Annotated in this window: 14 protein-coding genes; 10 read left to right on the top strand and 4 right to left on the bottom strand. The window is 65.2% G+C overall.

The genetic code is table 11. The features are described 5' to 3' along the window. From VNQ78_RS06440 to VNQ78_RS06420, 5 genes are all read left to right on the top strand, one after another. Nucleotides 1-527: proline racemase family protein (locus tag VNQ78_RS06440; protein WP_325687802.1), on the top strand; the 527-nt coding region annotated here is incomplete at its 5' end. Then, nucleotides 524-2,218 (top strand): aconitase X, encoded by a 1,695-nt coding sequence (locus VNQ78_RS06435; RefSeq protein ID WP_325687800.1) that lies wholly within the window; start codon nt 524-526, stop codon nt 2,216-2,218. The genes VNQ78_RS06440 and VNQ78_RS06435, both read left to right, overlap by 4 nt. 25 nt (nt 2,219-2,243) lie before the next feature. Further along, nucleotides 2,244-3,272, top strand: coding sequence for a trans-3-hydroxy-L-proline dehydratase (locus VNQ78_RS06430; RefSeq protein ID WP_325687798.1), 1,029 nt, complete (start codon nt 2,244-2,246; stop codon nt 3,270-3,272). 70 nt (nt 3,273-3,342) lie between these two features. Beyond that, entirely contained in the window at nt 3,343-4,050 is a 708-nt protein-coding gene (locus VNQ78_RS06425) for a GntR family transcriptional regulator (protein WP_325687796.1), read from the top strand. Nucleotides 4,051-4,186: 136 nt separating this feature from the next. After that, on the top strand, nt 4,187-5,149 hold the full coding sequence (locus VNQ78_RS06420) for a dihydrodipicolinate synthase family protein (protein WP_325687794.1): 963 nt from the start codon (nt 4,187-4,189) through the stop codon (nt 5,147-5,149). A 36-nt stretch (nt 5,150-5,185) separates the two neighbouring features. On the opposite strand, the gene VNQ78_RS06415 is transcribed toward VNQ78_RS06420, so the two are convergent. Then, complete coding sequence (locus VNQ78_RS06415) at nt 5,186-5,536, bottom strand: antibiotic biosynthesis monooxygenase (RefSeq protein ID WP_325687792.1); 351 nt, start codon at nt 5,534-5,536, stop codon at nt 5,186-5,188. Next, entirely contained in the window at nt 5,533-5,859 is a 327-nt protein-coding gene (locus tag VNQ78_RS06410) for an NIPSNAP family protein (RefSeq protein WP_325687790.1), read from the bottom strand. Before VNQ78_RS06410 ends, VNQ78_RS06415 begins: the two co-directional genes overlap by 4 nt. A gap of 74 nt (nt 5,860-5,933) precedes the next feature. On the opposite strand from VNQ78_RS06410, the gene VNQ78_RS06405 reads away from it, so the two are divergent. Both VNQ78_RS06405 and VNQ78_RS06400 read left to right on the top strand, forming a co-directional pair. Beyond that, nucleotides 5,934-6,605 carry a winged helix-turn-helix domain-containing protein gene (locus VNQ78_RS06405; RefSeq protein WP_325687787.1) on the top strand — a complete coding sequence of 224 codons (672 nt, stop codon included), beginning with the start codon at nt 5,934-5,936 and terminating at the stop codon, nt 6,603-6,605. A gap of 64 nt (nt 6,606-6,669) precedes the next feature. After that, complete coding sequence (locus tag VNQ78_RS06400) at nt 6,670-7,800, top strand: carboxylate-amine ligase (protein WP_325687785.1); 1,131 nt, start codon at nt 6,670-6,672, stop codon at nt 7,798-7,800. Nucleotides 7,801-7,806: 6 nt separating this feature from the next. On the opposite strand, the gene VNQ78_RS06395 is transcribed toward VNQ78_RS06400, so the two are convergent. Together VNQ78_RS06395 and VNQ78_RS06390 are read right to left on the bottom strand one after the other, a co-directional pair. Then, entirely contained in the window at nt 7,807-9,183 is a 1,377-nt protein-coding gene (locus VNQ78_RS06395; RefSeq protein WP_325687782.1) for a GntP family permease, read from the bottom strand. An 18-nt stretch (nt 9,184-9,201) separates the two neighbouring features. Next, nucleotides 9,202-10,263 (bottom strand): patatin-like phospholipase family protein, encoded by a 1,062-nt coding sequence (locus VNQ78_RS06390; RefSeq protein WP_325687780.1) that lies wholly within the window; start codon nt 10,261-10,263, stop codon nt 9,202-9,204. Between the two features lie 28 nt (nt 10,264-10,291). Here VNQ78_RS06390 and VNQ78_RS06385 point away from each other — a divergent pair, with 28 nt between their 5' ends. From VNQ78_RS06385 to VNQ78_RS06375, 3 genes are all read left to right on the top strand, one after another. Beyond that, nucleotides 10,292-10,741 (top strand): hypothetical protein, encoded by a 450-nt coding sequence (locus VNQ78_RS06385; RefSeq protein ID WP_325687777.1) that lies wholly within the window; start codon nt 10,292-10,294, stop codon nt 10,739-10,741. A gap of 61 nt (nt 10,742-10,802) precedes the next feature. Beyond that, nucleotides 10,803-12,371, top strand: coding sequence for an arylsulfatase (locus VNQ78_RS06380; protein WP_325687775.1), 1,569 nt, complete (start codon nt 10,803-10,805; stop codon nt 12,369-12,371). Nucleotides 12,372-12,431: 60 nt separating this feature from the next. After that, entirely contained in the window at nt 12,432-13,442 is a 1,011-nt protein-coding gene (locus tag VNQ78_RS06375; RefSeq protein WP_325687773.1) for an AAA family ATPase, read from the top strand. Nucleotides 13,443-13,451: the final 9 nt, after the last annotated feature.

Here is a 13,451-nt window from a genome sequence, read left to right as displayed (position 1 = left end):
TGGGCGAGGTCGTCGTGGACGTGGCCTATGGCGGCAATTTCTATGCCATCGTCGAGCCGCAGAAGAATTTCCGCGACATGGCCGACCACACCGCGGGCGAGTTGATCGGCTGGTCGCCGAAGCTGCGCGCGGCGCTGAACGCGAAATACGAATTCGTCCATCCCGAACATCCCGAGATCAACGGCCTTTCGCATATCCAATGGACCGGCACGCCGACGGTCGAGGGCGCCCATGCCCGCAACGCGGTCTTCTATGGCGAGAAGGCCATCGACCGCAGCCCTTGCGGCACCGGCACCTCGGCCCGGATGGCGCAGCTTGCCGCCAAGGGAAAGCTGAAAGCGGGGGATGAATTCTGGCATGAATCGATCATCGGCTCGATCTTCAAGGGCCGGGTCGAAGCTGAGACCACGGTGGCCGGACGCCCCGCCATCATCCCCTCGATCGCCGGCTGGGCGCGGATGACCGGCTATAACACCATCTTCATCGACGACCGCGACCCCTTCGCGCATGGTTTCGTGGTGAAATGACCGCCGCGCTCCGCATCCTGCCCGGACGGGCCGAAGGACCGGTCCTCGCCATGGCCGAGGGGCTCAGCTTCTGGGGCGGGGTGGATCCGGCAACCGCGCGAGTGATCGACGCGCATCACCCCTTGAACGGCGCCAGCCTTGCTGGTGCCGTGGTGATGATGCCGACCAGCCGCGGGTCGTGTTCGGGTTCGGGGGTGGTGCTGGACCTCCTCCTGAAGGGGAATGCCCCGGCAGCGCTGATCTTTTCCGAGCCCGAGGATATCCTGACGCTGGGCAGCCTGATCGGGGCGGAGATGTTTGGGGCAAGCTTCCCGGTCCTGCGGGTCGGCAAGGGCGATTTCGACCTGCTGGCGGCGCAGCCCCGGCTGACGATCAGCGAGGATGCGATCGTCGCGGGAGATATCGTGGTGCCGGTCGAGGCGCTGCCTGATACCGCGCTGAGCCTCAGCGATGGTGACCGCGCCATCCTTGATGGCCGCGACGGCGCGGCGGCGGCGCTGGCCATGCGCATCATCTGCGCCATCGCGCGCCAGCAGGGCGCGGCGCGGCTGACCGACATCCAGCGCGGCCATATCGACGGCTGCATCCTTGCCCATCCCGCGAACCTGATCTTTGCCGAAAAGATGGACGAACTCGGCGCGCGGGTCCGTGTCCCGACCACCATCAACGCCATTTCGGTGGACCGGCAGAACTGGCAGCGGCAAGGCGTCCCGGCGCTTTTCGGCGAACAGGCGTCACGGCTGGCCGATGCCTATGTCCGCATGGGGTGCCAGCCCACCTTTACCTGCGCGCCCTATCTGCTCGAGGACCGCCCGAGCCTTGCCGAACCGATCGCCTGGGCGGAATCGAACGCGGTGGTCTATGCCAACAGCGTCCTTGGCGCGCGAACGCCGAAGCACCCGGATTTCCTTGACCTCTGCATGGCGGTGACGGGGCGGGCGCCTCTAGCCGGACCCTATCTGGACGAGGGCCGGAAGGCCGGGCGCGTGCTTCAGATCGAGTTGCCTGAAGGCGTGGATGACGCGATCTGGCCGCTGATCGGATATGTGGCCGGGCTTAAATCGCCCGATCGCATCCCCTTGCTGCGGGGCCTCGCGGCGGCGGCGCCCGAGACGGATGACCTGAAGGCCCTTTGCGCGGCATTCGGCACCACCTCGGCCGCGCCGATGCTGCATGTCGAGGGCGTGACGCCCGAGGCCGAGGGCGCAGCCGCGCCCGATGCGGATCATGCGCGGATCACCGCGACCGACCTCCTCTCGGGCTGGCAGCTGCTTAATGACGGGCCGGAGACGGTGGACCTCGTCGCGATCGGCAGCCCGCATGCCTCGCTCTCGGAATGCCGGGCGCTGGCGCGGGAACTGGCGGGGCGGGCCATCAGCATTCCGGTCATCGTGACCGCCGGACGGAGCATCATTGCCGGGGCGCGGGCCGACGGCACACTGGCCCTGCTGGAGCGCGCCGGGGTGCAGGTGATCCCCGACCTTTGCTGGTGTTCGATCTCCGAGCCGGTCTTTCCGCCGGCGGCGCGGACGGTGATGACCAATTCCGGCAAATATGCACATTACGGACCGGGTCTTTCCGGGCGCGCGTTGCGGTTCGGCAGCATGGCCGATTGCGCGGCGGCGGCGATTTCGGGAACGGTTCCGGCAGATCCGCCGGAATGGCTCCTCCATGCCGCGGGACAGGCCTGAAGATCTATCAGCCAGAGGCGAGACCATGCGCAGCAACCGAACCATCCATGTGATCTCGGCCCATGCCGAGGGCGAGGTCGGCGACGTGATCGTCGGCGGCGTGCTGCCCCCACCCGGCGACACGATCTGGGAGCAGAGCCGCTGGATCGCCCGCGACGGAACCTTGCGCAACTTCGTGCTGAACGAACCGCGCGGCGGCGTCTTTCGGCATGTGAACCTGCTGGTGCCGCCCAAGCACCCTGAGGCCGACGCCGCCTTCATCATCATGGAGCCGGAGGATACCCCGCCCATGTCCGGCTCGAACTCGATCTGCGTCGCGACCGTGCTGCTCGACGGCGGGCTGATCCCGATGCAGGAGCCGGAGACGCATATGGTCCTCGAGGCGCCGGGCGGGCTGGTGCGGGTGCGGGCCGAATGTCGGAACGGCAAGGCCGAGCGGATCTTTGTGCGGAACCTGCCCAGCTTCGCCGGGGCGCTGGACGTGCCGCTGGAGGTCGAGGGGATCGGAACGCTGACCGTCGACACCGCCTTTGGCGGCGACAGTTTCGTCATCGTCGACGCCGCTGCGATGGGCTTCCGCCTTGCGGCTGACGAGGCTCATGACATTGCCCGGCTCGGCGTCCGCATCACCGATGCGGCGAATGCCGCGATGGCGTTTCACCATCCGACCCTGCCGGATTGGCGGCATTTCTCGTTCTGCCTCTTCGCCGGCCCGGTCGAGCGTGGGCCGGAAGGGCTGCGCGCCGGTTCCGCCGTCGCGATCCAGCCGGGAAAGGTCGACCGCTCGCCCACCGGGACGGCGCTTTCCGCCCGGATGGCGGTGCTGCATGCGCGCGGCCAGATGGGGATGGAGGACAGCCTGACGACGGTGTCCCTGATCGGCTCGACCTTTACCGGCCGCATCCTCGGCACCACCACGGTAGGCGACAGGCCCGCGATCCTGCCCGAGATTTCCGGGCGCGGCTGGATCACCGGCATCCACCAGCACATGCTGGACCCCTCGGACCCCTGGCCGGAGGGCTATCGGTTGACCGACAGCTGGGGCGCAAGATAGCTCGCCCCTCGCGAAATGAACGATCCCGGCCCATCGCCGGGATTCCCGTCCCGACTTACGAAGGTGCCCCATGAGCAAGAAACCCGCGCCCACTACCCTGCCCGAGCGCAAGCGCGGCGAGGGCGTCAAGCTGGTCTACGAGATCCTGCGCGACGACATCCTCGATCTCGTCCTGCCCCCCGGCAGCCCCATCGACGAGATCCAGCTTGCCGAGCGGCTTTCGATGTCGCGCACGCCGATCCGCGAGGCGCTGGTGCGTCTGGCGGGCGAAGGGCTGGTCACGACCCTGCCGAACCGCTCGACCGTCGTGTCGAATATCGACTTCCTGAACCTTCATACGTTCTTCGATGCGTTGACGCTGATGTATCGCGTGACCGCGAGGCTCGCCGCGGAATATCGGACCGCCGCCGACCTCGACGTGATCCGGGCCCGTCAGGTGGAGTTTGCAGCAGCCGTCGCGGCGCAGGACGCGCTGGCGATGATCGCCACCAATCGCGAGTTCCACGCCGCGATAGCCGAGGCGGGCCGCAACCCCTATTACACCGGCCTCTTCTATCGCCTCCTGGACGAGGGGCGGCGGATCCTGCGGATCTATTACTCCTCCTATAACGACCGGCTGCCGCAGTGCTTCGTGGACGAGCATGAGGACATCATCGCCGCTATCGAGCGCCAGGATGTCGAACTCGCCGACCGGCTTTCAAAGCAGCATGCGGACCAGATCGTGCAGCAGATCCAGCAGATGATGGCCCGAGATAGGCGGCGCCACATCGCGCTTTGACGGTTTGCGGATCGAAAGGGCACGGTCTTTTTGTTACCCAAAACTTGTCGACATAAAAAATACAAACGATATTGTATCAGTCGACTTACATTGATTCGAGGACCGCAGCCGGTCCGCCGCCCATAGGAGAACCAGAATGAACGCGCAGATCTTTTCCGGCTGCATGCCGGCGCTGATGACCCCCTGCACCGAGGATCGCCGCCCCGATTTCGACGCGCTGGTCCGCAAGGGACAGGAGCTGATCGCGGCGGGCATGGCGGCGGTGATCTATTGCGGGTCGATGGGCGACTGGCCGCTGATCTCGGACGAGGAGCGGATGGAGGGTGTGCGCCGTCTGGTCGAGGGGGGCGTCCCGGTCATCGTCGGCACCGGCGCCGTCAATACCGCCAAGGCGGTGGCGCTGGCCGCCCATGCCGAAAGCGTCGGCGCGCAGGGCCTGATGGTTATTCCCCGCGTCCTGTCGCGCGGCCCCTCGGTCACGGCGCAGCGTCACCATTTCAAGGCGATCCTTGCCGCCGCGCCGAACCTGCCCGCGGTGATCTACAACAGCCCCTATTACGGCTTTGCCACCCGCGCCGAGCTGTTCTTTGCCCTGCGCGCCGAACATCCGAACCTTGTCGGCTTCAAGGAATTCGGCGGTGTCAACGACCTGAGCTATGCGGCCGAGAACATCACCAGCCGCGATGACGAGGTTGCGCTGATGGTCGGCGTCGATACCTGCGTCTTCCACGGCTATGTGAATTGCGGCGCAAGCGGCGCCATCACCGGGATCGGCTGCGTGCTGCCCAAGGAGGTGCTGCATCTGGTGGCGCTCAGCCAGGCCGCGGCCAAGGGCGATGTCGAGGCACGCCAGCGCGCGCTGGAACTGGAGGCGGCACTGGCCGTCCTCTCCACCTTCGACGAGGGGCCGGATCTGGTGCTTTTCTTCAAGCATATGATGGTGCTGAAGGGGAACCCGGAATACCTGCTGCATTTCAACGAAACCGACGCGCTGACGGACAGCCAGCGCGGCTTTGCCGAAGCGCAGCTCGCGCTGTTCGATACATGGTATGCCAGCTGGTCGAAGCTGCCGGGCGCGGTCCAGACCTACAAGCCGTAAGACGGTCGCGGGGAACCCATGGTTCCCCGCCATCCTTCAATGCGCGGGATGGGCGTCCCTGCTGTCAGCAGGCGCCTCGTCGCGCCGGTCCATGCCATAATCGCGCAGCACACTGGCCACGCGGAGCCGATAGTCGATAAACACATGATCCCGCCCGGCGGCCTGTGCCCTGCGGTGCTGGCCCAGAGCGCGCCATTCGGCGACCGCTGCCTCGTCCCGCCAGAAGGACAGCGACAGCAGCTTTCCGGGCGTGGTCAGGCTCTCGAACCGCTCGACCGAGATGAAGCCGTCGATCTTCTGCAATTCGGGCCTCAGCGAGGCCGCGATCTCCAGATATTCGCCGCGCTGGCTCTCCTCCATCTCGACCTCGAAAATGACCGCGATCATGCCGCCACCTTGCCATGCGGGGCCGAGGCGAGGCGGACGAAAAGGCGGCTCTCGCGCCGGATGAAACGCTCGCGCCGGGCAAATTCGTAATTCTCCCGCCCGATCGGATCCTCGGCCAGTCTGGCGCGATAGGCCTCGTAATCCGCCAGCGACGGCAGGGAGTAGATGCCATAGGCGGTGCTTGCGCAGCCCTCATGCGGGGCGAAATAGCCGATCAGCTCCGCGCCGCAGCGCGGGATCGCCTGACCCCAGTTGCGGGCATATTCCTCGAAAAGCTCGCGGCGGTTAGCGTCGATGTCATATGTGATCACGCAGGTGAGCATGGCCTGTCCTTCTTCCTTGCTGACATGCAGACTAGCCGATTGTCGCGCCTTGATGCTTCGATTAAGATCGAAGCATGAGAGAAGGCCCGGAAATCGCCCGCATCGCCGCGCTGGTCGGCGATCCCGCGCGCAGCATGATGCTGCTGGCGCTGATGGACGGGCGCGCCCTGACCGCGACCGAGCTTGCGGGCCTTGCCGGTGTGACCCGCGCCACGGCCAGCAGCCACCTCTCCCAGATGGTCGAGGCCGAGGTGCTGGTGGTCCGCGCGCAGGGACGGCACCGCTATTTCGCCCTTGCCGGTCCGCATGTCGCGGCCCTGCTCGAGGCGCTGATGGTCTTTTCTTCAGATGCAGCGCCGCCACTCAGGACCGGCCCGAACGAGCCTGCGCTGCGAAAGGCGCGGGTCTGCTACGACCACCTCGCCGGAGAGATGGGGGTGCTGATCTTCGACCGCCTTCGCGCCGATGGCGGGCCGGAGTTCGACGCCGCCCCCAGCCTGTCCGAAGGCGGCTGGCACCGGCTGGGCGCACTGGGACTATCCCGCGAAGCCCTGCCGCGCAGCAATCGCCCGCTCTGCCGCGCCTGCCTCGACTGGAGCATGCGGCGGCATCATCTTGCCGGGACGATCGGCAAGCTGATCCTTGACCGCATCCTGACGCTGGGCTGGGCCAAACGCGTGCCCGGCTCGCGCGTGATCCGCTTTTCGTCCGAGGGCGAGCGCCGCTTTCTGGACTGGCTGGCCTGAGGGCCAAGGGAACGAAGCGCGCCTGCCCGGCCTTGTGTCTGACGAAACCGACACAGAGGCCAAGATGAGCAGCGAACCGGAATTCACCCTGGGCATCGAAGAGGAATACCTGCTGGTCGATGCCGCGACCGGCGATCTGAGCGATGCGCCCGATGCGTTGATGCAGGCCTGCAAGGCCGAACTCAGCGATCAGGTCAGCCCGGAATTCCTGCGCTGCCAGATCGAGATCGGAACCCCCGTCGCCGCCAACATCGCCGAGGCGCGCGCCCATCTGGCCACGCTGCGGCGCACCATCGCCCGGCAGGCCGCGGAGTTTGGCCTTGCCCCGATCTCGGCCGCTTGTCACCCGATCGCGGATTGGCGCGATCAGGACCGCACCGACACGGACCGCTATCACCGGCTGTCCAGCCAGATGCGCGGCATGGCCCGCCGGATGCTGATCTGTGGGATGCATGTCCATGTCGGCCTGCCGGACGAGGCCATGCGCATCGACCTGATGAACCAGTTCAGTTACTTCCTGCCGCATCTTCTGGCGCTTTCGGCCTCCAGCCCGTTCTGGCAAGGGGATGATACCGGCCTCGCCTCCTATCGCACCACGGTCTTTGGCGGCTATCCCCGCACCGGCCTGCCGCCCCGCTTCGAAAGCTGGGCTGCGTTCGAGCGTTCGGCGGGCGCGCTGAGCGAGTTGGGCGTCATCGAGGACAGCAGCGAGATCTGGTGGGACTTGCGCCCTTCCTCGCGCTTCCCGACGCTGGAAACCCGGATCTGCGACGCCTGCCCGCGCCTACAGGATACCATCACCATGGCCGCGCTGATCCAGACCACGCTGCGCATGCTGTGGCGCCTTACCCGCCGCAACCAGCACTGGCGGCAATACGACAATTTCCTGATCGGCGAGAACCGCTGGCGCGCGATGCGCTATGGCATCTCCGAAGGGCTGATCGACTTTGGCGAGGCCCGCATTCCGCCCTTCAGGGAACTGGCCGAGGACTGGCTGGCGATGATCGCCGAGGATGCCGACAAGCTGGACTGCCAGCCCGCCATTGCCGGGGTGCGCGACATTCTGGCCTCCGGCAATTCGGCCGACCGGCAGCGCGCGGTATTCGCCGCGGCGGTTTCGGCGGGCGCGAGCCGCGAGGAAGCGCATCAGGCCGTGGTCATGCACCTGATCGAGGAATTCCGTAAGGATCTGTAGGGCCGGTCAGAAGCTGCCAAACAGCGTCCCGAGCAGGATGACGACGATCAGCGCCGCCACCGGCCCCGCGATGCAGACCATGGCAAGATCGCCATAGGCCTTGCGATGACCGACGCCGCAGATCGTCAGCAGCGTGATGACCGCCCCGTTATGGGGCAAGGTGTCGAGGCTGCCCGTCGCCAGCGTCGTGACCCGATGCAGCAGGTCCGGCGAGATGCCCCGCGCCTCGGCCAGCGCGAGATAGTTTTCGCCCATTGTCGAGAGCGCGATCGACATGCCCCCCGAGGCGGAGCCGGTCAGGCCGGCAAGGAAGCTGGTCGCGATGGCGAGCGATGCCAGCACGTTCTCGGTCCCGAGTTCCATCATCCGCTCGGTGATCAGCCGGAAGCCCGAGAGCGAGGCCACGACCGCGCCGAATCCGACAAGGCTCGAGGTGTTGAAGATCGGCAGCAATGCGTCATTCGCCCCGTCCTGCAGCCCGGCCAGCACCGATCGCCAGCGGTGCAGGTTCAGGACGATCAGCGCGAGGATCGCAAAGCTGAGGGCCGCGATCACCGACCAGATGCCGCGCAGATCCTCGACATCGGTTTCCCCGAAGACCGGCAAGGCCAGATAGGACGTGTCCATCGCCGGGATCAGCAGCCAGGTGAAAAGCCCGTTCAGCAGCAGGACCAGCACCAGCGGCAGCGCAGCGAGCGCGACCGGAGGATCTTTCGCCCCCTCCTCGGGAATTTCCTCGGGCCCGACCTCGTCAAAACCCTCCTTCATGCGGGCGGCGCGCCATTCCAGCCAGCGCCAGCCGAAGAGGAACATGATCGCCCCGGCAATCAGCCCCAGCCCCGGCGCGGCAAACGGCGTCGTGCCGAAGAAGGGCATCGGGATCGCGTTCTGGATCGAAGGCGAGCCGGGCAGCGCCGACATGGTGAAGGTGAAAGAGCCAAGCGCAATCGTCGCGGGCATCAGCCGGCGCGGAATATCGGCCTGCCGGAAAAGGCCGACCGCCACCGGATAGGTCGCGAAAGCCACCACGAACAGCGACACGCCGCCATAGGTCATCACCGCGCAGGAGACGATCAGCGCAAGGATGGCCTGCCCCGCCCCCAGCATCCGCACGATGCCGCGCGACAGGGCGCGCGCCGATCCGGTCGCGTCCATGAGCTTGCCGAAGATCGCGCCCAGCAGGAAAAGCGGGAAGAACGAGATGACGAACCCGCCCATCGCAGGCATGTAGATCTGGGTGAAACTGGCAAGCAGCCTGCCGCCCTCGGCCAAAAGCACGACGAGCATCGCCATGACCGGCGCAAGCAGCACCATGCTGCCGCCCCGGAATGCCAATGCCATCAGCCCGCCAAGGCAGACGAGGATCACCGCGATGTCATACATGGATGCTCCCCCCGGGCCTCAGTCGCCGCTGATCGGTTTCAGCCCGGCGGGGCGCGGTGCCGGGGCAAAGAGTTCGGCGACCTCGAAACTCGCCCGCTTGCCCACGTCATCAAGATGCTTCTCCAGCCAGTCATCGGCCCAGATCCGCCCGCGCGCGAACAGGTCCGTCAAATAGTCCCATTCGGCGTTCATCTTGCTCGACGCTGACAATTCCTGCAGGTCGGCCTCGCCGTGGATCATGTGAAGGCGCAAGTCATTGCCCTCGGCCATGGTGACGACACCCTCGTTGATAAGGTTTCCCATCCTGTTCAACATGCCCAGTTCCTTCATCAGGCTGGTGTTGAAGCTGATCTCGCCCATGCGGTTGATGATCTCGCGGGCGGTCCGGGGCAGGTCGTTGCGGCGCAGCGGATTGAGCTGGACGATCAGCAGGTCAACGACCTCGCTGTCGAAAATCAGCGGGGCAAGCGCCGGATTGGCCGAGAAACCGCCATCCCAATAGGCTTCGCCCTCGATCTCGACGGCATGATACATCAGCGGCAGGCAGGCCGAGGCCATGACCGCCTCGGCGCTGATCTGGCCGGTCGAGAATATGCGGGGAAGGCCCGTCCGCACATTCGTCGCGTTGAGGTGCAGGCGGATCTGCCGGGAGCGGTTGACCGCGTCGAAATCCACGCTTTTCCGAAGAAGGCTTCGCAATGGGTTGAGATCGAACGGATTAAGCTCATAGGGCGAAAAGATCCGGCTCAGCGACTCGGCGACCAGATATCCGGGCGAGCGGTCCAGCGAGAAACTGCCGCGCAGCCGGTCCCAATAGCTGCGCTGGACTGGCGAAAAACGCGCGGAATCGCTGATGGCCTTCCAGAACTCGGCCAAGGCCCCCCGCGCGCCCTCGCGCCCACCCTTTTCCATGCCGTTGACCAGAACCACGCCGTTCATGGCCCCGGCGCTGGTTCCGCTGATCTCGGCGATGGAAAGGCGCGGCTCCTCCAACAGCCGGTCGAGAACGCCCCAGGCCAATGCGCCATGCGAGCCACCGCCTTGCAAGGCAAGATTGATCGGAACCGGCCGTTCGCTCACAGGTCACTCCCCGCACGGGATTTCTGCGATGCAGCATCAGGCAAATTCCGCCGACTTGCAAGAATTATGGAATACCGCCGGTTCGGGACGCATTCGATCATTGCGAATGATCAATCGGATAGCTGCGCGCATTTTCCGGCGCGCGGAACCCCTCATTTCCATTCGCCATTTGCCAGCTTCCGCTGCATCTTCTGCGCCTTGGAAAGCTGCCCCCATATTGCGCGATGGCGTCGGGGATATTCTTGGCTATGCAAGTTTCTGCCTGATTGTGAAAGATTTTCCCTCAAGGCGACTATTGCGCGACGTTTCGAATCCTGCTCATACTGGTTTTGCGGGAACCGAATATCGGCCATTTCTTGGGGGAGGATGCCGGGCCTTGGAAAGCGCGTCATTCATTCAGGAATTATCACGAGAATCGGTCCCCAGTCCGGGCCAGGCAGTTATCCGTCCAACCCTGCCCGCCAATAAGACGAAGTAGACGACCAACCCGAGTAACGCCGCCCGCTTGGGAACGGCGCCTAATCAATCGGAGAGTCCCAATGCTACGTAAACTTGGAGTTGTAGCCGCATTGACGCTCTGCACGAGTGGCTTTGCGCTGGCTCAGGACGCCCCTTCCGCAGAAAAGCCGAACATCCTCGTCATTTTCGGCGATGACATCGGACAGGGGAATATTTCGGCCTATACCAAGGGGCTGATGGGCTATCGTACGCCCAATATCGACAGCATCGCCAATGACGGCATGATCTTCACCGACTATTACGCGGAACAGTCCTGCACGGCTGGCCGATCGACCTTCATCACCGGGCAGGCGACGCTGCGCACGGGGCTGTCGAAAGTGGGTCTGCCGGGCGCCAATGCCGGGCTTCAGGCCAGCGACGCCACCCTCGCCTCGGCCCTGAAGGACCAGGGCTATGCCACCGGCCAGTTCGGCAAGAACCATCTGGGCGATCGGGACGAGTTCCTGCCGACCGCGCATGGTTTCGACGAGTTCTTCGGCAATCTCTATCACCTGAACGCCGAGGAAGAGCCCGAGAATTTCAACTATCCCAAGGATCCGGCATTCGCCGAACGCTGGGGGCCGCGCGGCGTCATCAAATCCAAGGCCGACGGCACGATCGAGGATACCGGCCCGCTGACAAAGAAGCGGATGGAGACGATCGACGACGAGACCTCGGCCGCCGCCATCGACTTCATGAAGCGCCAGCATGATGCCGGCACGCCCTTCTTTACCTGGATGAACACCACGCGGATGCATTTCCGCACCCATGTCCGCCCCGAACACCGCAGCGAGCCGGGGCTGACCGCGCTGACCGAATATGCCGACGGCATGATCGAGCATGACAATACCGTGGGTGAGATCCTGAAATCGCTCGACGACATGGGGATCGCGGACAATACCATCGTCATCTACACGACCGATAACGGCCCGCACCAGAACTCCTGGCCGGATGCCGGCACCACGCCGTTCCGGTCGGAAAAGAACACGAACTGGGAAGGCGCCTTCCGCGTCCCCGCCATGATCCGCTGGCCGGGGCATATCGAGGCGGGATCGGTCGCGAACGAGATGTTCTCGGGCCTCGACTGGTTCCCGACCCTGCTGGCTGCCGTGGGCGATACCGACATCAAGGAGCGCCTGCTGAACGGCACGACCATCGCGGGCAAGGAATACAAGAACCACCTCGATGGCTACAACCAGCTCGACTACCTGACCGGCAAGTCGGACGATGGCGCGCGGAAAGAGTTCTTCTACTTCAACGACGATGGCGAAGTGGTTGGATTGCGTTACGAAAACTGGAAGGTCGTGTTCAAGGAGCAGCGCGCGAAGGGAACGCTGAACATCTGGGCCGAACCCTTCACTCCGCTGCGCGTGCCGAAGCTGTTCGACCTGCGCGCCGACCCCTATGAACGGGCCGACATCACCTCGAACACCTATTACGACTGGCTGATGGATCACGTCTATATCCTCGGCCCGGCGCAGGCCGAGGTCGGCAAGTTCCTTGCAACCTTCAAGGACTATCCGCCCGCGCAGCGTCCCGACAGCTTCTCGATCGACAAGATCCAGGAGGAACTGAGCCAGCAGATCTCGAACGCCATGGGCGGTCAGTGATCCGCGGGCCGGGCGTGGATGCCGCGCCCGGCCATTCTTTCCCGAAACCCGAGGATATCCATGCCCGCGCATGACGCATTTGCATCCCTGATGGCCACGATGAACAAATCCGTCATCGGGCAGGAGCATCTGGTCGAGCGCATGGTGATCGGCCTGCTTGCCGATGGCCATGTCCTGATCGAAGGGCTGCCCGGCCTTGCCAAGACCCGCGCCGTCAAGGCCATGGCGCAGGCGCTGGCTTTCGATTTTACCCGCATCCAGTTCACCCCCGACCTGCTGCCGGCGGACGTGACCGGATCGGATGTCTATTTCTCGAAGGACGGCGCAGGAGAGTTCCGGTTCCAGCCCGGCCCGGTCTTCGGCAATATCCTCCTCGCGGACGAGATCAACCGCGCGCCGGCCAAGGTGCAGGCCGCGCTGCTCGAGGCGATGGAGGAACGGCAGGTGACGGTGGGCGAGGCGAGCCATCCCCTGCCCTCGCCCTTCATGGTGCTGGCGACGCAGAACCCGATCGAGCAGGAGGGCACCTATCCCCTGCCCGAAGCGCAGACCGACCGCTTCCTGATGAAGGTGCTGGTGGAATATCCCGCCCCCGACGACGAACGCAATGTGCTTCGCCTGGTGCGGGAAGAGGAGCAGGCGGCCCTTGCCCCCAAGCCCGCCGCTGCCCCGGACGCAGCGTCCGAGGCGCAGCACCAGAAGGACACGGCCGAGGCCCATGCCTCGCTGAACGAGGCGCGCAGCCAGATCGCCGGCATCCACATCGCCGAGGAGATCGAGCGCTATATCATCGACATCATCAACGCTACCCGCCAGCCCGGCAAACTGTCCGAGGATCTGGGCCGCCTGATCGAGCTGGGCGCCAGCCCGCGCGGGGGCATCGCGCTTGACCGCTGCGCGCGCGCCTATGCGTGGCTGCGTGGCCAGGATTTCGTCTCGCCCGGCGATGTGCAGGCGATTGCGCCCGACGTCCTGCGCCACCGGATCGCGCTCAGCTATGAGGCCCATGGCAGCGGACGCTCGGCCGATGACATCATCGCCGAGATGATGCGCCTGGTCGCGGTTGCATAGGAGGTCAGA

It is taken from the genome of Paracoccus sp. (in: a-proteobacteria) (assembly GCF_035556475.1).
Taxonomy (GTDB): Bacteria; Pseudomonadota; Alphaproteobacteria; order Rhodobacterales; family Rhodobacteraceae; genus Paracoccus.
The sequence above is the reverse complement of the archived record's forward strand: the minus strand, read 5'-3'. Positions and strand labels throughout refer to the sequence as shown.